The sequence below is a fragment of the Aestuariivivens insulae genome (assembly GCF_022662195.1).
Taxonomy (GTDB): Bacteria; Bacteroidota; Bacteroidia; order Flavobacteriales; family Flavobacteriaceae; genus Aestuariivivens; species Aestuariivivens insulae.
This window is the reverse complement of sequence record NZ_JAKMCS010000013.1, coordinates 1-20,080: the sequence shown is the minus strand read 5'-3', so window position 1 is coordinate 20,080 and position 20,080 is coordinate 1. Positions and strand designations below refer to the sequence as shown.

Annotated in this window: 22 protein-coding genes; 6 read left to right on the top strand and 16 right to left on the bottom strand. The window is 37.0% G+C overall.

All coding sequences use genetic code 11. The features are described from left to right. The first annotated feature begins 2 nt into the window (after nt 1-2). Complete coding sequence (locus MR062_RS14100) at nt 3-383, top strand: hypothetical protein (RefSeq protein WP_242205388.1); 381 nt, start codon at nt 3-5, stop codon at nt 381-383. Nucleotides 384-761: 378 nt separating this feature from the next. Here MR062_RS14100 and MR062_RS14095 read toward each other — a convergent pair whose 3' ends face one another. Beyond that, nucleotides 762-1,379, bottom strand: coding sequence for a YqaA family protein (locus tag MR062_RS14095; protein WP_242205386.1), 618 nt, complete (start codon nt 1,377-1,379; stop codon nt 762-764). Between the two features lie 135 nt (nt 1,380-1,514). Between MR062_RS14095 and MR062_RS14090 the strand changes: the two genes are divergently transcribed. Next, nucleotides 1,515-1,703, top strand: a complete 189-nt coding sequence (locus MR062_RS14090; RefSeq protein WP_242205384.1) for a hypothetical protein — start codon at nt 1,515-1,517, stop codon at nt 1,701-1,703. 151 nt (nt 1,704-1,854) lie between these two features. Then, complete coding sequence (locus MR062_RS14085; RefSeq protein ID WP_242205383.1) at nt 1,855-2,181, top strand: hypothetical protein; 327 nt, start codon at nt 1,855-1,857, stop codon at nt 2,179-2,181. A gap of 632 nt (nt 2,182-2,813) precedes the next feature. On the opposite strand, the gene MR062_RS14080 is transcribed toward MR062_RS14085, so the two are convergent. The 6 genes from MR062_RS14080 to MR062_RS14055 all read right to left on the bottom strand — a co-directional run bounded on the left by MR062_RS14080 (nt 2,814) and on the right by MR062_RS14055 (nt 8,604). Next, on the bottom strand, nt 2,814-3,296 hold the full coding sequence (locus tag MR062_RS14080) for a P-loop NTPase fold protein (RefSeq protein WP_242205381.1): 483 nt from the start codon (nt 3,294-3,296) through the stop codon (nt 2,814-2,816). Between the two features lie 148 nt (nt 3,297-3,444). Next, the gene (locus MR062_RS14075) at nt 3,445-4,602 is read right to left on the bottom strand and encodes a DUF7486 family protein (protein ID WP_242205379.1); all 1,158 of its coding nucleotides are present in this window, start codon (nt 4,600-4,602) and stop codon (nt 3,445-3,447) included. A 203-nt stretch (nt 4,603-4,805) separates the two neighbouring features. Further along, nucleotides 4,806-6,275 (bottom strand): metallophosphoesterase family protein, encoded by a 1,470-nt coding sequence (locus tag MR062_RS14070; protein WP_242205377.1) that lies wholly within the window; start codon nt 6,273-6,275, stop codon nt 4,806-4,808. A 644-nt stretch (nt 6,276-6,919) separates the two neighbouring features. After that, nucleotides 6,920-7,309 (bottom strand): RidA family protein, encoded by a 390-nt coding sequence (locus tag MR062_RS14065; RefSeq protein ID WP_242205375.1) that lies wholly within the window; start codon nt 7,307-7,309, stop codon nt 6,920-6,922. Nucleotides 7,310-7,347: 38 nt separating this feature from the next. After that, entirely contained in the window at nt 7,348-8,082 is a 735-nt protein-coding gene (locus MR062_RS14060) for a hypothetical protein (RefSeq protein ID WP_242205373.1), read from the bottom strand. Nucleotides 8,083-8,100: 18 nt separating this feature from the next. After that, a complete protein-coding gene (locus MR062_RS14055) occupies nt 8,101-8,604 on the bottom strand; it encodes a MarR family winged helix-turn-helix transcriptional regulator (RefSeq protein WP_242205370.1) in 504 nt (167 codons plus the stop codon). A 424-nt stretch (nt 8,605-9,028) separates the two neighbouring features. Between MR062_RS14055 and MR062_RS14050 the strand changes: the two genes are divergently transcribed. After that, complete coding sequence (locus tag MR062_RS14050; RefSeq protein ID WP_242205368.1) at nt 9,029-9,568, top strand: hypothetical protein; 540 nt, start codon at nt 9,029-9,031, stop codon at nt 9,566-9,568. Nucleotides 9,569-9,580: 12 nt separating this feature from the next. Here MR062_RS14050 and ygiD read toward each other — a convergent pair whose 3' ends face one another. From ygiD to MR062_RS14025, 5 genes are all read right to left on the bottom strand, one after another. Continuing rightward, the gene (gene ygiD, locus MR062_RS14045; RefSeq protein ID WP_242205367.1) at nt 9,581-10,396 is read right to left on the bottom strand and encodes a 4,5-DOPA-extradiol-dioxygenase; all 816 of its coding nucleotides are present in this window, start codon (nt 10,394-10,396) and stop codon (nt 9,581-9,583) included. Nucleotides 10,397-10,450: 54 nt separating this feature from the next. Beyond that, nucleotides 10,451-10,957: a hypothetical protein gene (locus tag MR062_RS14040; protein ID WP_242205365.1), complete on the bottom strand. Its 507-nt coding sequence runs from the start codon at nt 10,955-10,957 to the stop codon at nt 10,451-10,453. Beyond that, nucleotides 10,941-11,534: a peroxiredoxin family protein gene (locus MR062_RS14035; RefSeq protein WP_242205363.1), complete on the bottom strand. Its 594-nt coding sequence runs from the start codon at nt 11,532-11,534 to the stop codon at nt 10,941-10,943. Before MR062_RS14035 ends, MR062_RS14040 begins: the two co-directional genes overlap by 17 nt. A gap of 319 nt (nt 11,535-11,853) precedes the next feature. Continuing rightward, entirely contained in the window at nt 11,854-12,477 is a 624-nt protein-coding gene (locus MR062_RS14030; protein WP_242205362.1) for a peptidase associated/transthyretin-like domain-containing protein, read from the bottom strand. Nucleotides 12,478-12,685: 208 nt separating this feature from the next. Further along, complete coding sequence (locus MR062_RS14025; protein WP_242205360.1) at nt 12,686-13,234, bottom strand: DUF4251 domain-containing protein; 549 nt, start codon at nt 13,232-13,234, stop codon at nt 12,686-12,688. A 235-nt stretch (nt 13,235-13,469) separates the two neighbouring features. On the opposite strand from MR062_RS14025, the gene MR062_RS14020 reads away from it, so the two are divergent. Continuing rightward, on the top strand, nt 13,470-13,742 hold the full coding sequence (locus MR062_RS14020; protein ID WP_242205358.1) for a hypothetical protein: 273 nt from the start codon (nt 13,470-13,472) through the stop codon (nt 13,740-13,742). On the opposite strand, the gene MR062_RS14015 is transcribed toward MR062_RS14020, so the two are convergent. The 3 genes from MR062_RS14015 to MR062_RS14005 all read right to left on the bottom strand — a co-directional run bounded on the left by MR062_RS14015 (nt 13,739) and on the right by MR062_RS14005 (nt 17,501). After that, nucleotides 13,739-14,788 carry a glycosyltransferase family 9 protein gene (locus MR062_RS14015; protein WP_242205356.1) on the bottom strand — a complete coding sequence of 350 codons (1,050 nt, stop codon included), beginning with the start codon at nt 14,786-14,788 and terminating at the stop codon, nt 13,739-13,741. The two genes, MR062_RS14020 and MR062_RS14015, sit on opposite strands and share 4 nt — an antisense overlap. 78 nt (nt 14,789-14,866) lie before the next feature. After that, nucleotides 14,867-15,784, bottom strand: a complete 918-nt coding sequence (locus MR062_RS14010) for an EamA family transporter (protein ID WP_242205354.1) — start codon at nt 15,782-15,784, stop codon at nt 14,867-14,869. Between the two features lie 163 nt (nt 15,785-15,947). After that, the gene (locus MR062_RS14005; RefSeq protein ID WP_242205525.1) at nt 15,948-17,501 is read right to left on the bottom strand and encodes a DEAD/DEAH box helicase; all 1,554 of its coding nucleotides are present in this window, start codon (nt 17,499-17,501) and stop codon (nt 15,948-15,950) included. 419 nt (nt 17,502-17,920) lie between these two features. Here MR062_RS14005 and MR062_RS14000 point away from each other — a divergent pair, with 419 nt between their 5' ends. Continuing rightward, nucleotides 17,921-18,742 carry a T9SS-dependent choice-of-anchor J family protein gene (locus MR062_RS14000; RefSeq protein ID WP_242205353.1) on the top strand — a complete coding sequence of 274 codons (822 nt, stop codon included), beginning with the start codon at nt 17,921-17,923 and terminating at the stop codon, nt 18,740-18,742. A 78-nt stretch (nt 18,743-18,820) separates the two neighbouring features. On the opposite strand, the gene MR062_RS13995 is transcribed toward MR062_RS14000, so the two are convergent. Next, nucleotides 18,821-20,080 (bottom strand): T9SS type A sorting domain-containing protein (locus tag MR062_RS13995; RefSeq protein ID WP_242205351.1); only part of this gene is annotated, 1,260 nt, incomplete at its 5' end.

Genomic DNA, 20,080 nt, shown 5'->3' with positions numbered 1-20,080 from the left:
CCATGATAGTAAAAGCAAATTATTTAAGCGATCTTAAGTTTAATTTAGACACCTGGAAAAGAGAACTACGTTTTCATTTTAATGAAATGGATACCTTTGAAGAAAAGTTGGAAGAAATCGCAAGCCGCGAATTCGATAAACGGGCGACTATGTCTATAGAGAATTTCCAAAATAGGATAATGATAGAGAAGGCCGCCATATCTAAATTAATGCACCGCTGTAGAAATAAAATGGCAAATATCCATAAAGCCGATTATAACGAAAATATTGATGGTCGCTTACAAAATGAGCAAAACACCCTAAAAGACGATATGCGTACCTATATTAAATTACATTACGACCTAAAAGAGGAAATGATGGATTTCTTTAGGGAATGGCTTTAGTTTTTTCTTTGGTCTTTAGCCTTCAGTCGATAGACAATGGATTATTAGTATTTAGTTATTGGTTAATAAGATATTAAGGGTAAATAAAAAATTCTCCTCCTTTTAAAGGAGGAGTGGCTTTATCCTAAGCATAAGGATAAAGGCGAGGTGGTAAAACCACTATATTGCATCACCGAGAGCAAACAACTTAAAGCAAGGGTTTTGGGCAGGCTTTAATTATGAAGAGATTGCCACATCACTCAAAAAAAGCGTGATTAGCAATGCCGCATGCAATTAATATAGTTCTATAAAACAGACTTTTGCAAAGGATAAGACGAGGAGGTAAAACATTACTAAACGTTTCTTCTTCGTACTTGGGTCTTCCGTCTTCTGTCTTCATTACACCACATGGAAAATAACCAGACCGTATATTAAAAAGCGCAACAAGCGTAAGGCCCCATAAAGTACCACACCCCGAAATGGAAAATGAATTAGCCCAGCCGTTAAACACGAAATAGAAAAGGGTAGTGGCAATAGGGCACCCACTACAATTAAAAAACCACCCCATTTGCGGGACTGCTTTAATTGCTTTTCCAGTTTCGCTTCCATATAGCGATGTACTTTAGGCAGCTTAGTAATACTAACACCTATAACATAGCTAATTAAACCACCTATATAAGACAAGACCGCCAATAAGCCCAAGAACAGCCAAGGCAGATCCATCTTACCAGACCATGCTATAAATATTTCTGGCGGAATAAGCCCCAAAAACGTTTCCGAAACAAAAAAGAAGCCTAAAACACCCAAGGGAGGTAAGGTTTCTGTTAAATATACCAGCCCTTCGTTGATGTTAAAAAAACTATTTATAACAATAATAGCAAGCACTACAGCTGCTATAATTGGGATTGCTTTTTTTACCGCCTGCCAAACAAAGCTATAAAACCCAGTATAATTATAGTACTGGTGTAAGAGCTGTAATCTGGTTTTAGAACTTTTATCTTTTGACGGGTTTTTCATCGACTTAAGGCATTTAAAACGGCAAATATAAAGCAGGTTAAAAGAATAAATACTATATTTATGATGAATTTAGCAATTAAACTGCTTCAAACTTTTGCTAAATTATAAGTGTCAACCTCAAAAGTAATACGCATTATGGAAACCAGAAAAAGGACAAGCCGCACCAAAAAGCACGCCGATTTTCAAGATGCTTACAGACGATCGTCTAACTTTATGTCGTACAGTAAGGAAGAATACAAAGCGTTTAAGGTTAAGGGTAATGGCTATTTAAAATTGAAAAAAGACAGCCCACAACAATTAGAAGATGAAAATCTTGAAGCGTAGAAGGGTGCAACAAAGTAGGTTTAAGAAATGGATATTATCTTAATGCAATGTTATATTGCAAAATATTCTATTTTACATAATATAATGATAATAGATTTGTCATAAAAATATTTGTATATTTACCGTAAATATAAATAAAATAGTCATATATATGAACACAGTTGACATAATTAATGAGTATGATAAAATACTTGATAGGCTAGCAGACGATATAAAAAACAGCAATTACAAGTTGCAATATTTTATGGGCCTACTTGGACTTAAAAGAGGGCTGTTTTACAAGAAAATGAATGAGAAAAGGTTTACTAGTGAAGAAATGAAAAAAATATCAAAGTACCTCTATCCTAAGGAATTTGAAGAACATAAAGAAAATACTATATTAGCCTTGTTAGAAAAATCGAAAGGACAGATAATCAAAGGGCAAACAGTCGACTTTGAAGAAGTCCTTTCGGCTGCTAAGAAAAAGTATGATTTATAAGATTAAAGCCTCAAAGCTATCTAGTGAAACTTTTAACCAAAACTTAGATTACCTACATCGAAAATTTCCCAGAAAAGTGGCGGTTTCCTTTATTGAATACAAACAATATCTAGTTTTTACTTTTTTGTATGTTAATTCTTTGAACCCAGTAGGAATAAGGGTATAGAGTAGATTATGGAAGTGTAAAAACTCTATTTTACATAATATAAATTATAGAACAAATGTGTTATCTGAGTGAAATGGCGAATACTGCGTATTTAACATAATTGTAGATATAGCGACACGCTAGTGTTCTATATCGTTAACCATTATGTTACAGCCATTTTACGGCCTACGGATCATTATCTAAGTAAGCATACATTATTTACAAGAATTATAATAAAAACGACACGCTCATAATTTTAATATTCTGTACAATCCTCCAGAAATTTTTAAATATGCGATTCTCGTGAGGTTTATATTTCTTTTTATTGGTGCTCATGAATGCTACGCATTTTTTGGTTCTGTATTAACCCACTTTTTCAACCACATATCACTTAACCAGACATCAAATGTATTGTCAATACTTTCTTTTCCTTCCTCAATATTCTCCACGCTCTTAAGAATGTTTTTATCTTTCTCATATGATGCTTTTACAAGTTGATTAAAAGATTCTGTTTTAAAATACTCCAACAACATAATTTTGCTAGAACATTCTTTTTTAAATCAATCCCTTTAGATTTAGCCATGTTAATCCTAATTATCAACATATTCAAAAATCGCTTGCATTGTCTAGGATTACCACTTAATATTGAATCCAATATTGAATTAATTTGCTTTGAAAGAATCAAATCTTGTTTTAATTCTTCAGGAACATTACTTAAATATTCTGAAATATTTTCTGAACTTAATTTTGCGGTAATTATATCGTCAGAGGTTTCGTTAAATACTTTGTAAATTAACTCTTTAAATTCAGTAGATTTAAGATGTAGTTTTGCGAATAGTAAATTTGTGTAAGTTTCAAATTCTGATTCACTCATAGAGGGGATTCTTATAGGGAAATGAATCAAGTTTTCAATGTAATCTTTACTTACATCATAATCAGTAGATGGTAATTCTGGAATAAACTTTTTCAAGAAACTGCGGTAACAACTTTCACTATTAACCAAAGCAAAACTACCTTACACGAGAACATTATAGACCAAAAACATTTATGGACAATAGCATATAATTACACTATTGTCCATAATTGAAGCTATAAAAGTTCTGTATCAGATATAAAACTTATTGACTAATCGCCTTTAAATGCGCATAAACAGGATGGCCTTGAACATTCATTTCCACGGCTCTATCAAAAATCTTAATCCCTTTTACGGCATTAAGTTTGCCGTCTGGAGCAAAAGCCTTAACCGCATAAAGGTCTCCATTTTCATTAACCGCTTTAACATGAACAATATTACCAGACCTACTAATACCTTTAACGTCCAGTTTTTGCTGGTCTTCCGTTAAGGCCTTGATGTCGTAAATAGTGCCGTCTGCTCCAATGGCCTTAATGGGCGAATAGGTATCGGAAGCTTCCCTTTGTATTATTTTAACTGGTAATACGGCCCCATCTACAAAGGCCTTAATATCCATGAAGCTATGTTGTTTGGAGTCTTGTAGCGCTTTAACATCAAAGGTATTGCCTTTGGGATCAATAGCTTTAATATCCAGATTTTTACCATCGGGGGTTATCGCTTTAATGTTCCATGAAATGGTTTCAAAATTACTATTATAAGGGCCTTTGGCTATGTTTTTCTTAGGTAGCGCAAAGTTATCTTCATCGTCTGATGGATGCATGGCTTTAACATGGGCATAGATGCTATGGCCCCTTAAGGTCATCTCCCTGTCCTGGGAATTAATTTTTATACCTTTAATATCATTAAGTTGTCCCGTTGGTGAAATGGCTTTTACACCATAGAACTTTCCTTTTTTGGTAAGGGCTTTCATAATTACAATATTGCCAAATCTAGCAACTCCTATTATTTCAATTTGCTCCCCTTCTGGAGTTATGGCTTTGAGTTTGTAGGCACTACCAGAGTCGGTAATGGCTACCACGGGCGTAAATTGATTGTCGCTCACCAATATCTTAACGGGTAAGATTTCATCATTCACCATGGCTTTAACGTCCAGTAAATTATCTTGATCGGCGTTTTGAATGGCCTTGATATCAAAACCTTCACCTGCATTGTCAAACATTTTAACGTCTAAGCTTTGTCCGTCGGGATGGATGGCCTTAACGTTCCAATAAATGGTCTCAAATTTTGGTGTGTTAGTCGTTTCAGTTGTATTGGATTTAGCTTTTGAAGGCCCATTGTTACAGGCCATAGCCAAAAACATAAAACCAAGAATAAATACTTTATAGCATGTGCTTTTAACGGATGGTAGGGTTGAATTTTTCATCGGTTTACATTTTTCATGATTACATTAACTTTAGAATGATTTAAAGGTAAAAAAGGATCCTGCCATTTTTTATGACATTGGTCATATTGAAATAGATGCTAATTTATACTTGAAAATGACCAATTGCTAATACTATTACCACGCTCTAAATTAAGGCATTCACCTCACTACGTTTCGTTCTGGATGACCAACTTTTTCACCAATTATAACAACCGCCTATAATATCTGGGTTGCGATGGCGATCCGCATACATCATAAAATCCTTCGGATATATTTTCCATAATACCATTGCTGTTGGTGCTAAGGCTAATAACTGCAAAACCGTTATAGAGTTCGTTCGAGTTTGGTTTTACATTGTCGGCTTTATAATCAATGGGTTTACCTACTAAATTACTGGCCACCCCATAGGGCAATGCGGCATGGCCCAAACAGCGGGCATAAGTTCTGGTGGTAAACCCGGGCACTTTGCTGGATGAAGGAATGGTAATGGGCATCTTATATACAATACCGTTGTGTACATGCCCCCAATACCAGGCAAAGGGATCGCCGCCAAGCGCATTACGAAGTTCGGCCCATAAAGGCGACCCCGAGGTGGTGTCGTCTGCAAAGCCATTATGATGGGTCAATACTATGGTTTTATTGGGATTGAGCTTAAGGCTTTTTATCCAATTGACCTGGGTGCCGTTAGCATCGCCCAAACTTCCTGTCATAAACGCATCTGCCACCTTGGATTCGAAGGCCGAATCGAGGCCTAGCAAGGTCCAATCCCCGAAGGTTAGTGCAAAACAACTGGAGCCCTGGTGTGCCGAGAACGGTGTGCTTGTGCCATTAACGCCATAAGCGTTATAGAATAATCCGTTGGCACCACTATACATTTCGTGATTGGAATTTAAAGTGAACGACTTTCCATTAAATCCCGAGGGCCAAAGATTTATCAAATTATTAACTTCCTCTCCGGGATCATAATATAGTGTTCCGTTAGGGTCTGTTGCCAAAGGTGTGCCACCGTAGTACACGTCCCCTACATGGATAATATAATCGACATCTTGTTTGATGAGCAGATCCATGACCGCTTTTGCGTTTGGGTTTCCTGCGCCCCAGTCTCCTATAATGGCAATTTTTACCATATGTGGCATCTTCCCTACTAAAGGAATTACCGGGGGTTTTACGGTTGGAAATGTACCGTTATTATACCATGCGGTATTTATTACGGTTTGCAATAAATTAAGAAAGGCGATAAACCACCCCTGATCGTAAGTGGCATAGCGTTCCATACTTAGAACACTGCCATCTTCATAAATTAAATCGGCCGTTTTAAGTGCATTATAATTAATTGAATTAAATTGGGTTTTACCGAGAAAAAGATTGGCAACATAAATAAGGCGTTTAATGTCCTCTTGTTGGGCTGGTGTAAACATGGATAAGTCCAGCAGGTTTACATTATGAAACCAATAGGAGAACAGTCCCAATTCTACGGTCCCTTCCCCTTTTACAAAATCGTCCGGAGGTGGTGGTATTATTCCCGACCATATATTTTTTTTAACCATGTATAAAATGAGCTCGTATTCGCAGTACGCTAAATAATTTAGGATATACTCGATATCGGATTGTAGTGTATGGTTTGCTGCTAAACGGTTTTGAAGCTCTTCAATGTGATTTTTTGTTGTTTTCATGATGTGCTGGTTATCAAGTGATTAAATATTAAAACTAAACGCCTCTGGTATTATAAAGTAAGCTTATATAAACCAAGCCTATTACCACTTCTAATGCTACACTTCCTGTCGTTTTGAAATCAATTTATCAATAAGCTTCTAACTAATACATTTTATTTAAATTAATTAGACGGGACTGAAAATATTTTTCTTGAATATGCTTTGATGATTTGTAATCTTTCAAAAAAACTTACAAGAAACTGCACCAAAAGAATTGGCAAAATAAACTGCTGTAATTAAAAAAAAGGGAGGTAAAATTATTTGATAAATAATCAACTCTTAAATATAGGAAAAATATTTCAACTTAATCGTGTTTTAGACGTATTTCTATCACCTCTATAGTCTAGTTTTGTAAAAGAACAGCTTAGCTGTTATAAATTCAATTTGCGTATGTTGTATATCAATATTGAAGGTAATAATTTTTACCACTACTCTATTAGCGGTATTTGATAGTTCGGCCGTTTATTGATTGCTTGCTGGAGATTGGCATTGGTGTTATCCATTGTGGTGACTATGAAAGCCCTATGGCTTGTTTCTTTGGCCATATAAAAGGTTAAGCTACCCTATTTTAAACGGGTTAGTCGAGAACGCTTGTAGTCAAGTCTTTACGAAGCCACAACCGCATCCACTTCAATTTCTATTAACCATTCTGGGTTAATAAAGCGGGAAACCTGCATGATGGTATCGGCAGGCTTAATGGTTTTAAAATAGGAGGCCTTGACTTCGGCAGAGGCTTCCCAATCATCGATATTGATTAAGAGCATACGTGTTCGTACCACATCGTTTAGGCTCGATCCTGCTTTTTCCAGGGCCAGTTTAATAGTTTCCAAACAGTGTTGGGTTTGAGCCCTTATATCGCCTATGCCTACGGTATTGCCATGGGCATCTATTGGTGCCGTGCCGCCAATGCTTATATAGGGGCCAACACGTACGGCGCGACTAAACCCTAGACGGTCTTCGTACGGGCTTCCACTTGTTATGAGCAGTCGCTTCATATATTCCAAATTTTAGGGGTTAAAGGCATAAATTACAATTAATTGGTTTTCATACGGCGCATTTGCTCGTTGGCCAGCTTAAAGATATTGCGTATTACCTCGCCATTGGAAGGCTCTTCTTTAAGGGTTTCAGGATCCCATTGGCTGCGCTCTGTGGCAAAAAAATCACCCCCATAAATATGAACCCCTCCGGTAAACCGTTGTAACGGATTGGTTACCGAATGGATGGCATTAGACTTTAAGGTTGCTACATCGCCCGCAAACAAACACCTTGCTTTATGGGCCTCTAAACCTAAACTGTGTTTGGTTCGGTCCCACAGGATATTGTCTTCACGCCCAGTATAGATGCCTATATTGGCCCACATGAGGTGGTTATGGGGCATGAGGTTCATTTGTGGTGTCCATGTGGCAGCAAATATGGTAAGTTCCTCAGAACGCAGGAACACCTTTAAACCGGCCTCCTTGGGTTCTCCTACAGCCTTTAGCATGACCGATGGATTCGATACGCCCCTGGCCAAAACTTCTTTTACGGCTTCTTGCGGATTGGAGTCCTTATTGGCCGCAATACAGGCTTCTATAAATTTTTGCATATCCATAAGTTCCTTTTCCTCCACGGGAATAATACGTTCGCCATGGTCTAGGGCTTCCGGGGAGACTTCTGTCATATCTGCTCTCATAAAGGACGGAAGCGCCGCCATACTCAATCCTGCCCCTAGGGTCTTGATCATTCCCCTTCGTGATAGGTCTGTGTTGTTTTTTTTAGTGGTGTCCATAGCGTCCTTTGTTTTAAGTTAATTTATCTTTTCTTGTTTTGTCTTGCGATAGGCTTCATAAAAGCGTTCGTTAAAAGGAACGGCCTTTAAGGAAGCTTCTATGTCATCGAGGTATTTGATTATGGAAAGGTCTTGGTTTAGCATGTCAAAAATGGCCTGTTCGCAACTGTGCCAGATGTGTTCCAACTGCGGCATCAGATCCAAGGATTTTTGGGTGAGCTTGATGTTTTGTTTTCGCTTGTCCAAAGGGTCCCGCTCTGAAACGATATAGTCCTTGGCGGCCATTTTTTTAAGCATCACCACCATTGAAGGATGCGTGTAGCCTAATTGTTCGGCTATTTCGGCCATGGTTAAGGTATCGTTTTTCCTTAATAGTTTAAATACCAAATGCCAACTTGGTTCGACATCGATATCGATTTGCTTAAAAAATTTTCTTGTATCGTGGGACATCCTATCGCTAATGCGTTTTAACCTATTATCCAATGCCCTATAGCCTAGCCCTTTTATAAAATCTCTTTCCATACTTAATCATCAGAATACTACAAAGATAAAATTTATTAATTAGTTAACTACATAGTTTGTTACTTATTTTTATTATTCAATTGTATGTCAATATTTTAAAAACGAAAAAGCTATTAATGAATAGTAGTGATTTGCTATTCAGAAATATGAAGTACTAACCTATTTTCTTTTCAAAACATAGAATTTAAAAGATAAGGCCATCTCTGAGACATACCTGATACCACAAGTTTTTTTAATGATATGACAAGAATAAGACTATTTAAAGACAACACTGCCCAAATCATAATGCATCATCCACATAATTAATAACTTATCCCCGTTTTGGTAGCGCAAAACGATCCAAAGGCCAAGTGAAAATAGTAGCCATAAATAAAACATAGGGATAAACAAAAAGCGTAGCCCCAAAGAATCACTTAACTGTTTAATGAAAAAATACATACTTACCATACTGCTGGTTACAGGCTTAACATGCCTTGCCCAAAGCCATATTTCTTTTTCTGTTTTTCATGATGCCAAATTACTTATTACTGGCGATGACAAAGGCAACGATGCCTTAACTACAGACCTTATTTTTAATATGGACTGGGAAGGTAAACCATTTGAAACGTACTATTTCTCAATTAAAACACAATTTGAATATGCCAATCTTAAAGGCGGAAAATTGTATCGTTATTCCGTTAATGGGATGTGGAACTTCAATCGGTTAATAATTCCTAAATTGGTAGCTGGTATAGGGCTTGGGGTTGGAGTAATCCACAGGAGTGGCTATGTAAATACCGATGGTTTATTGTCCTATTCATTAACTAACGAACTGAGTTACCCTATTTTTAAATCGGTGGCAATAAGTTGTAAATACGAAGTTGTTAAACGAACAGATCTTAAAGAAATCTACGGCGAAAAATTGCCATACAGACCTAATTTCAGTATTGGGATAAAAATAAGCCTCCCCCTAAACAACACTTGATTGTTATAGGGATTAGCCAATAAATACCGAGGTCATGCCAATACTGCCCATAACGAGTTCGTCATTAAACAAACTAAGTACTTCATTGTCGGTGTTACTCACCGCTAGGGTATAGAGCAAGGGCAAAAAATGCTCTGGTGTGGGAATGGCCAATTGCAGGGCACTATGGCTATGGTAATGGCATAAGGCTTTATAATCTCGATGCTTTATATGTTGGTTTATAAGGTGCCTGGCTTCTATGGCCCAATCGTAACCCTCTGCCCTACTAAAATTCAATCGCCTTAAATTATGTACCATGTTACCACTGCCTACAATTAGGATGCCTTTGTGCCTTAAAGGTTCCAATTGCTGTGCCAATTCAAAATGTGCTGCTGGTGTTTTGGTACGGTCCAAGCTCAATTGGATAACAGGAATGTTGGCCTTAGGGTAAAGGTGTTTAATAACACTCCATGCCCCGTGATCCAAGCCCCAGTCGTAGTCTAAGTCCACCGGAACGGGCGCCAAGGCCTGTACAGTTTTGTAAGCTAAAGCGGGACTACCTTGAGCAGGGTATTGCACCTCGTACAAGGCTAATGGAAAACCACTAAAATCGTGGATGGTTCTTGGCATGTCCATTGCGGTAACCTTAGTGCCCTTGGTTTCCCAATGTGCCGAGACACACAAAATAGCCATGGGCTCGGGGATCTGCTTGACCACATTTTTAAAACCCTGTACAAATGGATTGTCCTCAATGGCATTCATTGGACTGCCATGACCTAAAAACAAAACTGGCATTTTGGGAGTGGGTCTCCAATTTTGGGTTTCACGGTATAGGGTATGTAAATCCATAGCAATAACGACATCTGTTATTCAAAAATACGGAAATAGCCTTGTATTCTATAATTATTCAAGACTTATAGGTATGGTTAAGGATCTGGGAAAGTAGCATTTTTTAGCGTCGCATGCCTGATAATATAATATCGCATTGGTTGTTGAAGATTTTGGGCTAGCTTTATGGGGAGCTATAGTCAACCATATACTAAAATTTTCAGAAATGACTTTAAAATAGGTGGTGCTATCTAAAGTCCAGCGCTTAGGCTTATAGTCAAACTTAACAGCAGTGACATCATATGTTTCGGAATCCTCAATACTGAAATGGGTTGCAATGAAATTGGAGTTGGTAACGGTATCTGGTTGTATGTGATACCCAGAATCGATGGTGAAATTAAGTTTCAATTTTATGTTTAGATTACTTTCTTTAAACATCTTATAATCAACAAAATCCACAAAATTTTTATCATAATTTTTACTTGCATTTAACTGAAGCTGTTGGTCTGTCTTTTCTTTATGAAGACATGAACAAAATAGGGTCAATAGCATGCATGCCAACCATTTATTGTAAGAGTTCATCAAGTTTCTTTTTAAGATGAATTAATTTGGAATCGAAGTTTTTGGTATCCAACAAACTCATAAATTGTATGGCACCCTGTTGGTCTATTATAATATTGGAAGCTAGCATAATTTCGTCTCGTGATAATTCGGGCAGCACATCCTTTGGGGCAAAACTAGCAGCTACAGCACCATCGGAATCCAATAAAACAGGAAAGCTTAACTTATGGGTGTTTACCAACTTATCGATTATTAAGTCTTTAGGTTCTTTAACATCAATAATAAGGACTTCTACCCCTCTATTTTTATAGTCTTTACTTAATTGTTCCAAGTGCGGTGCTTCGGCATTACAGTAAGGACACCAGGTGGTTGCAATATGGATCACTAAGGTTTTGCCTTTATAATCCTCCATGCTTATGGTTTGACCAGTGGTAGATACGAGTTCAAACATTGGAGCTTTTACTGGGCTATCTGTAATAATGTTATTGGAAACATTGGCTGCTTCCCTTTTATGGTCTTTGCAGGATATTAATATAAAACTTAAGAGCAGGCTCAGTAAGAATGTTGCAACAGATTTTTGGTTGAATAAGGGTTTCATAATCATGTGAGTTTTAGCTGTATGATTTAATTACCATTAATATACCAAAAATTTAATTCATTTAAAATCAGTTTATTAAATAAATTTAGCTGTTCCCTGCACTTACGTAATATCGTATATTATTGAAATATCGTCATTCTTTTTACGAAAAATGGTGAAAAGCTAAATGCATCAAAAGCAGAATGGCTCTTTTTCATCTAAGCCATTTTATAAAAAGAGGGCACAAACAATGTTATCGTGTTAGATAGGTATGATGATTATTAACTAATCATGAATGGGTAAATCGAATAAATGAAATGGGTTTAGGACTATGCCATAACTATAATGCTGCCACAGCTATATGGGAAGGGTTACTCTGGCTTATAACAATATCTTTTGTGGCAACGTACATATCCTCTTTTTTCACCAAGCTAAGCATGCCTTTATAGCCTATACGGTCTAATTTTTTTCTACATCGGCTGCTTATGGCTGGATCGTCATCAAAAATAAATGCATCGAAGTCGTATTCCGGTTTGCCAGGTTCTTTTATAACAGGAAGGATTTGTTTCATACCCCTTGTTCGCGGGAATGTTAGTGGCACATAAGGCGCTCCTGGTATAAACGTGTAAAAGGTGTATTTTCCATCAGCATCGGTTTTTACCCATGCGCGGTGTGTTATGTATTTTTTGTCGTTGTTTTTTTGGGTTTCAAAACTCCCTTCAGCATTAGGTTGGTATATGTAAATAATAACATCCTTTGCTGGGGTAACGCCATCGTTATAGAAAATAGTTCCTGTAATTTTTAGTTTGTTATCTTGATCTTCAAACCCGGGAATGGTATCGGTACTGTTCAATTGAAGCTCTGAATAATCGTATAACGGACTACGTGCCTCTTCTTGAGCAAAAAGTATACTATTGGCACTTAAAATGGTTACGAAACCAATTATGGCGATTAGCTTTTTCATGGGGAACACATTTTCAATTCTCCATTAAAGCTATATAATTCAGCACATTAATACCTAAAAAATCTCATGAACTCTAAAAATACACGATGAAATGTTCAAATCCCCATTTGTGAAAAAAAGCTGGTTTTCGTTTGTCGGATAAAATGGTTTTTTAACTATCAGAATTAGGATTGCAAAAATCACATTTTAAGGCATATATCAGCCAAAATTACTCCCTTAAAGGAGCTGCATTACCAGAATACCTTATGGGCATTCTATAAACTCCATTTAACAGCAAATCGGTTCGCATATTAGGAAATAATCGTAAATATACGCTATAGCTTTCTGAACGGCTTTTAGCATCGAAAGAAATACTATAGCTGCCATCTTTATTAAGGGTAACCTCATAATTGCTCACTGTGCCTTCCAGCCTTATAGCCCCATCGTTACTTGAATTATAGCCGGCATTCATGGTGCGTTCACCATAATAGGGTAAATACGAACTTATGCTGTCCTTAGATAATTTTAAAAAGTTGGTATTACCAATAAGGTTTATGCCTCCCGAAGAACTTCCTTGCTGTAGCAATCCCGAATTGAGTACTTGCTGTACTGCATTGGTGACCTGTGGGTAAGCCCAATTGGATTCTATTTGGAACTGCTTGCTGTTAACAAGCGTTTCCATGGCCTTTTTTTGCTCCTCGGTAACATAAGGCTTAGCGGATGAACAGGACACCAGAAAAAAAGCGCAAACCCCGATATATGTTAAAACAAGTTTCATTTTAAAAAAGATTAATCCTCTCTAATTTACAAAATAATAGAGATATAAATGTAGTCTTATTCCTTTTTAACACTAATTCCCCTAACTTCACTTCTATCCATAAAACGCACAAACACAGGGTTAAAATGCATTGTATCAGTATTTTAACGAAATTAAAAGCTTTCCGTCAATAAATTTTGCTTTCAAAAGCATCTTGTTCTAGCTTTAAAATACCAAATCTTAAAAACCTATTATTATGGATACTAATTTTTCTTTATTCAATCAAATTAATAGTTTGTCTTATTGGTTGTTACTGGAAAGTAATTACAAAAGTTCCGTAAAATTAAATGCAGAAGCCGATTCTTATTTCATTAGAGTGAAAAAAGGCCAAGACATTCTATATACCCACAAGATCAATAACTTAAGCAAAAAGAACAAACGTTATCTTCAGTTTGAATTATCGGCTATAGTTAACCACCTATTGCATATTAAAAACAACGTAACCTTTCGTGGTCCTCGAAGTGCTTAATCAAGCAAAATGGTATTGATGGCCTTTATCCAATCGTCTATAGTGGTCTCGTTGGTATGAAGGGCCCTACTGCCATTACCATAAGGTGCATAAACTAACGGGTTGGTAACCGAAAAGAACCCTATGGTTGGGGTTAAGGACGCACTGGCCAAATGCATCACGCCGTTATCTGCTGCAATAAAAATAGCTGTATTCTTTATTATAGCCCCCATTTCCCTAATGTCCTTACTGTAAAAGTTAGGGGCCCTAAAATTGATCTTTGAAATGTTCTCTATGGGCAACATTTCAATGATGTTATGGTTTGGATATTCGGCTAAGAGCCTTTCATAAAATGTGTTCCACCATGTTTCAGAATAACACTTTGCCCCTGTGGCATTGGTATAGATACATATGGTTTTTTTGTCGTTCTTTATAATGTCGTCAAGAATCTGTTTTCCCTTGGTTATTTCTTCTTGGTTCAGTTTAATATCCAAAAGCGGTATCTCACTGGTATTTTTTTCAAAACCCAATTTATGCATGTAGTGCCTTAAATTATAGATAGGGTATTTGGAAATATGTTTGTAATCTGGATAGGCCTTCTGGATGTCTTCATCCACATCGCCAAACACCTTAAACTTAGCTATGCTCAATTGTGTGAGCAACCGCCCTGACGATGAATCTTTATCACCATTAATAACCAGGTCGTAACGTTTACGTTTTAGGGCCACCCATTTGCCAGCATATTTAAACAGGTTATTGAATGGTTTTTTGGGTAGTTGGATGATGTTATTGATTTGCGTATAGTTTTCAAAAACGGGATAAGCCACGCCTCCTTTTACAAACAAATCAATTTTACAATCTGGAAAGGTGTTTATAACTTCTTGTACAATAGGGGTTAACAATAACTGATTTCCCAAACGATGGTTAGGTCTTACTATCAGTACTTTTTTGATGTCTTCAATTTTTAGGGATCCAGGTTCTGGTTCTTTATAGGAGCGGCCAACATTTTTGGTAATGCTGTGCATTACCTTTCTTCGGAAGTTATTTATGGAACGTGGTACTTTCATCTTAATTTTTGAAAGGGCGCAAATTACAAATAATAAATGTATTGTTATAGCAAGGTAGCCTTCAACTTTACCGAAGTTTTAGCGCCCCATCCCTCTGGGTCTGGTGATGACGCGTTTTGAATTGATAAAATAAACTCCAGTAAGCAACACAATGGCCGCTATAATGGACTGTAATGTAATTTGTTCGTTTAAGACCCACCACCCCAATAGTAAGGCTATTATGGGGTTCACATAAGTGTTGGTCGATACTTTTTCGGGCGATACTTCCTTAAGTAAATAGTTAAATGCTGTAAAGGCTATAATGCTGCCAAATACTATTAGCCCCAGCATAGACCATTGTACCTCTGTACTCCACGCCGATGGCCATGTCCATGTTTCACCAAAACACAAGCTGGCAATACCCAGCATAATACCTCCCGTTAACATTTGGTAGCCCGTATTAACAAAGTAATTGGAAGGCAAATTGGCCTTCCCTACAAATAAACTGCCGTAAGCCCAACTTAGCATACACGTAAAAATCATGAGCATACCAATAATTTGGTTTTCTTGGTTTATCAAGGTCTTTTGACTCACCAAAAGGTAAATTCCAATAAAACCTAAAACCACACCTATATAAGACATGGCTGCTATTTTTTTTCCTTGAAGTATCCGCATTAAAATAAGCACGACCAAGGGTTGTGCCGAAATTTCCAAAGCAGCAAAACCACTATCTACGTATTTAAGCGCCCATACCACTACTCCATTGCCAAAGGTTAAAAACAAAAACCCGGCAATGATGGTGTTTTTAAGTTGTAGCTTGGTTATTGAAATATCAACTTTTAGGATTTTTGCGATGATAAAAATGAACATGCTGGCTACCAAAAACCGAATGGCGGCTAATTTAAAGGGGGGTAATTCGGTAACCGCTATTTTATTTAAAAGGTAGGTTGATCCCCAAATAACATAGATTGCAAAAAAAGCAAGTATGATGGAAACGGTTTTACGAGACACTCCCATAGCACAAAGTTAGGTATAAGGATTTTTAAAATTAGTTTAGTAAATGTACACTTAATTTTTAATGCACATTACCATACAAACGAATTATTTATAAGTGCTTTGGAATCTCAATATGAAGCCCATCGCTAGCGTGTTATTTTACAATGACGTAACCAGTCAAAATTTAATCCTCTGGCGGATAACCATGTATCGCTTCAAAGACATCATCGAAATTTAATCGTAAATAGGCGTTTAATTTTTTTCTGTAATCGCCCTTAAGCCATTCCACAAAATTAAACGTACTCTTACTTATACATTTGGTATAGCGCCCAATTCTAAAATCGATATCATCACCCAATTTTTTAGCCAAGGCAATAGCATCATAAACATCCTCACTATTTTCAATACATATTTTAGCATGCTGCTCTATAGATTGCTCCAGCACCGCTTTTGAAGATTTCCCGCTTCTAATACAATCCACATAGGTTTTTTGGATATCGAAATAGACTTCTTTAGAATTGGAAAACTCTGCACGCAACTCATCTGGCATTTCATATCTAAAATTGCTTTCCAGTTCTTCATCACTTAACAAGGTATCCAGATAATAGTTTGGTGATTTGAAAATGCGTTGCCAGTCCAAATTATCGCCCCAAGGGCCAAAGCGGTGGAAATTGTTTCCTAAATCGATAACCGTAAAGGTTTTTTTATCTTTTAAGACCCGAGATCCCCTACCAATCATCTGATAATAGAGGGTTAGCGATTTTGTTGCCCGATTTAAAATGATGCTTTCAACGGTAGGCTCATCAAATCCTGTGGTTAGAATACTTACCGAGGTTAAAATGGCATCTGGTGTATTCTTAAACCATTTTAAGATCATGGCCCGCTCCTTTTTGGTATTGGTATTATCGAGATGTGCTATTTTATAGCCTGCCCTTCTAAAGGTTTCATATACATATAGCGAGGTATTGATCCCGTTATTAAAGATTAAGGTTTTCTTGCCTTTAGAACGTTCTTCGTAAGCCTGTATTAATTTAGACAGCATATCGTCGGCTGTATATAGATCTTCCGATGACTTTACGGTATAGTCACCATTGGCTCCAACCACTAAAGAAGTCAATCCCACATTGTACGAGTACATTTGGGCACGGGACAAAAAGCCATTTTCAATCAAGGATTCTATGCTCTCACCAACAATAAGTTCATCGTAATTATCGGTCATAGGTAATTCAATACTGGAACTTAACGGAGTAGCCGTAACCCCCAGGATAAAAGACTTGCTAAAGAACTTAAATAGTTTGGTGAAGGAATTGTAATGAGCCTCGTCTATAATAACCAAGCCAATATCTGAAATATCTAGCTTGTCGTCATTCAACCTATTGTTAAGGGTTTCCACCATAGCCACAAAACAACTGTATTCCTTTTGATCGCTAAGGTCTGCTTTACTATCAACCACTTTGTTAACCACACCAAATTCGGTAAGCATTTTAGAGGTTTGTTTACAAAGCTCTATACGGTGCGTCATGACCAACACCTTTTTGTTATGGTGCTTTAGATATTGCCTTACTATTTCCGAGAAAATAACCGTTTTCCCGCCTCCGGTTGGTAATTGGTACAACAAATGGTAATCTTCTGGAGATTCCTCGAAAGCTTTAAAAATTTTATTTATTGCCCCTTTTTGATAACTGTATAAATCCTTGCCTGTTTTGCGTTCTTCTAATTCTAATGTTGAAATCCCCATAAAAAAAATTGTAATGTGCAAAAATAACATCTTTAAAGGGTTTTTAAAGAATGAAAGCGGTAAAATTATTATAGGATATCAACAACTTTTCGTTGTTTATATGCCTTTAAGTGCAATTAGAGTGCACTTAGAGTGCTCTTAGATAGGGAGGAGCTATGAAGGAGCCTACCCAAATGCTTATAAATGAGATCTGTTTGGAATTAATATTGAGGCATTTTGCTATTTATTTAACAAGATTAGTTTCAATAAATAAGATCCAAGGCTTTGAACGACACGTATATGAAACTTTAAATATCGATGAACTGCATTTTTGCGTATTCTATAACTTACAATTAATAACAATTAATCGATAAAATGCTTTTTTATTCGCTAAAAAGACAATATTTTTTATCTTTAGCATGAATTTAACCTACTTGATTATGAAAAGAGTACTACTTTTAACTTGTTTTCTATTAGTAAGCCATACCTTGATAGCTCAATGTGACAATACATTACCAGTATTAGAAACATTTGATACAAATGTTATAAATGTTTGTTGGGATGTTGAGGATCAAGATGGTGATAGTTATAATTGGATGTGGTGGGAGTTTTCATCCTATTATGGAGGCCATAAGGTCATTGCCTCACACTCACAATCTAGCATTACCCCAGATAATTGGATTATTTCCCATGCCATTGACCTAAGCTCTTTTAGTACGGGTGATAATATTACGTTGTCCTGGAAAGTGAGAGGTGAATTATCTTATGCGGCACATGAATATTACACCGTTTATGCTGCATTAGGGAATCAAACCAGCGATTTTGAATCTAGTGCTATTCAAAGAAGTGAATATACTGATGAAATAGGAGGCGCTGGTGTATTTGTAACCCGAAGTATAGATATTTCAGACTTAGCAGGTAATTCAGCCTATATTGCATTTAGACATCATAATACTACCAATCAATCCGCCATCAATATAGACGAACTATCCATAACCACAGGTACTCTTGGCATTGATGATTTTAATACCAATCCCATTACACATTATTATAATAGAGAAAACGATGTTTTAACACTTAACTCAGCCAATACTCCTATCGATACTATTGAAATCTACAATATGCTAGGAAAACATGTATTGTCTAAAAGGTCAAATAACAGCAAAGAAACCATAAACCTGTCAACTCTAAAGGATGGCATATATATTGCCCATATGGAGATTGAAGATAAAGGACATACTATAAAATTTATTAAGTATTAAGGGCTTTCTAATTTTATTGATAGAAAAAAAGAGCGGCTCATTGCCGCTCTTTTTTGGTTAACATATTTATTGAATTGGTTATTGTGGTGTTGAAGATACTACTTTCTTAATAGCCGTACCTTCCTTAGTTGTCACTCTTACAAAGAACATTTGGTTATCTGTTCTAGAGAGATCAAGCTTAGTTGTTTCCACAGTTCCTTTAATGTACTGTTTGTTTTCAGATGCTCTGATTAACGCACCTTTCATATCGTACACTTCTATAGTCACATCGGTATCATAATCGAATGAATACTTAATGTTTACTTCTTGATCGAATGGTACTGGATAGGCTGTAAATGATACTTCTTTAGTACTTGTTGTTTTAGCCAAAACACATGCGTTGGTTGGGTCTTCTGGACATGGGTCACAAGTATCTGCTATACCATCTTCATCACTATCATCAAATGGACAATCAACCGTTTCATTGAATACAGATGTACCTCCTTCGTTATCTGAAAGTAATTCACTCACATCAGGAGAGCACATACAAACCACTTGACAAGTCACGGCATGGGCTATCACATATATTGGTCCGCTAACATCGGTTACCTGTACCGAATAGTTCTGTACAATTCCTAAGTTAGATGGGTTAAATGGATATTGCCCTGGAGCCACTGTGTATTCTCCATTCTTCATTGGATATGGGTTACAACCAATATACACATGAGCTTCTGTCATCACATATCCAGGAGCAAGATTACCATAAGTTACAGTAACCTGTCCGCCTGTATAATCTACAGTAACAGTACCTACTTCTGTACCTTTCATAACGTTACAATGAGCTGCTCCGGCATATAAAGGTAATTCATAAGTACCTTCACAATCAAAACGGTTAGTCCAACCCCAACGCTTAAAGTCTGGGATGAAGCATTCTGATCCTTCATCGGCTTTAGCGAATGCGGTTTCGCAGTGGCCTATTTTGTCCATTTCGCGAGTAATAGTCACCGTTTTGGTATCATAATTACCACAAGCATCCATTGGCGTTATAAATACATAATCTGCCAGTTCTGCACAACCATCTTCACTCTCTCTTACGTTTGTTGGTCCAACATTCAATGTCCCAGGAACACACCCTGTGTAGCTAGCGATTAATTCTTCTGGGAACCCAACATTACAAATAGTTGTCTCCACATTTGGTAATGTAATTGCTATTTCAGGTAAAGCACTTATACTAAAGGTCGCCGTATCGCTTCCGTTCTCGCATAGGTCGGTAACGCTCAAGGTCACCTCTACCGATCCGCCCTCGCACAGTACCGGTGCGCTGTAACCGCTAAGGTCACTGCCCTCGGGGCTGCATCC

Excerpts from the sequence above, each read along its gene's own strand:
- MR062_RS14050 (WP_242205368.1), top strand. The coding sequence starts at position 9,029 with ATGAAAAAATACATACTTACCATACTGCTGGTTACAGGCTTAACATGC.
- MR062_RS14015 (WP_242205356.1), bottom strand. The coding sequence starts at position 14,788 with ATGAAAGTACCACGTTCCATAAATAACTTCCGAAGAAAGGTAATGCAC.
- MR062_RS14010 (WP_242205354.1), bottom strand. The coding sequence starts at position 15,784 with ATGGGAGTGTCTCGTAAAACCGTTTCCATCATACTTGCTTTTTTTGCA.
- MR062_RS14090 (WP_242205384.1), top strand. The coding sequence starts at position 1,515 with ATGGAAACCAGAAAAAGGACAAGCCGCACCAAAAAGCACGCCGATTTT.
- ygiD (WP_242205367.1), bottom strand. The coding sequence starts at position 10,396 with ATGGATTTACATACCCTATACCGTGAAACCCAAAATTGGAGACCCACT.
- MR062_RS14100 (WP_242205388.1), top strand. The coding sequence starts at position 3 with ATGATAGTAAAAGCAAATTATTTAAGCGATCTTAAGTTTAATTTAGAC.
- MR062_RS14055 (WP_242205370.1), bottom strand. The coding sequence starts at position 8,604 with ATGGAAAGAGATTTTATAAAAGGGCTAGGCTATAGGGCATTGGATAAT.
- MR062_RS14040 (WP_242205365.1), bottom strand. The coding sequence starts at position 10,957 with ATGAACTCTTACAATAAATGGTTGGCATGCATGCTATTGACCCTATTT.
- MR062_RS14075 (WP_242205379.1), bottom strand. The coding sequence starts at position 4,602 with ATGAAAAATTCAACCCTACCATCCGTTAAAAGCACATGCTATAAAGTA.
- MR062_RS14005 (WP_242205525.1), bottom strand. The coding sequence starts at position 17,501 with ATGGGGATTTCAACATTAGAATTAGAAGAACGCAAAACAGGCAAGGAT.
- MR062_RS14025 (WP_242205360.1), bottom strand. The coding sequence starts at position 13,234 with ATGAAACTTGTTTTAACATATATCGGGGTTTGCGCTTTTTTTCTGGTG.
- MR062_RS14060 (WP_242205373.1), bottom strand. The coding sequence starts at position 8,082 with ATGGACACCACTAAAAAAAACAACACAGACCTATCACGAAGGGGAATG.
- MR062_RS14085 (WP_242205383.1), top strand. The coding sequence starts at position 1,855 with ATGAACACAGTTGACATAATTAATGAGTATGATAAAATACTTGATAGG.
- MR062_RS14000 (WP_242205353.1), top strand. The coding sequence starts at position 17,921 with ATGAAAAGAGTACTACTTTTAACTTGTTTTCTATTAGTAAGCCATACC.
- MR062_RS14030 (WP_242205362.1), bottom strand. The coding sequence starts at position 12,477 with ATGAAAAAGCTAATCGCCATAATTGGTTTCGTAACCATTTTAAGTGCC.
- MR062_RS14070 (WP_242205377.1), bottom strand. The coding sequence starts at position 6,275 with ATGAAAACAACAAAAAATCACATTGAAGAGCTTCAAAACCGTTTAGCA.
- MR062_RS14020 (WP_242205358.1), top strand. The coding sequence starts at position 13,470 with ATGGATACTAATTTTTCTTTATTCAATCAAATTAATAGTTTGTCTTAT.
- MR062_RS14035 (WP_242205363.1), bottom strand. The coding sequence starts at position 11,534 with ATGAAACCCTTATTCAACCAAAAATCTGTTGCAACATTCTTACTGAGC.
- MR062_RS14095 (WP_242205386.1), bottom strand. The coding sequence starts at position 1,379 with ATGAAAAACCCGTCAAAAGATAAAAGTTCTAAAACCAGATTACAGCTC.
- MR062_RS14065 (WP_242205375.1), bottom strand. The coding sequence starts at position 7,309 with ATGAAGCGACTGCTCATAACAAGTGGAAGCCCGTACGAAGACCGTCTA.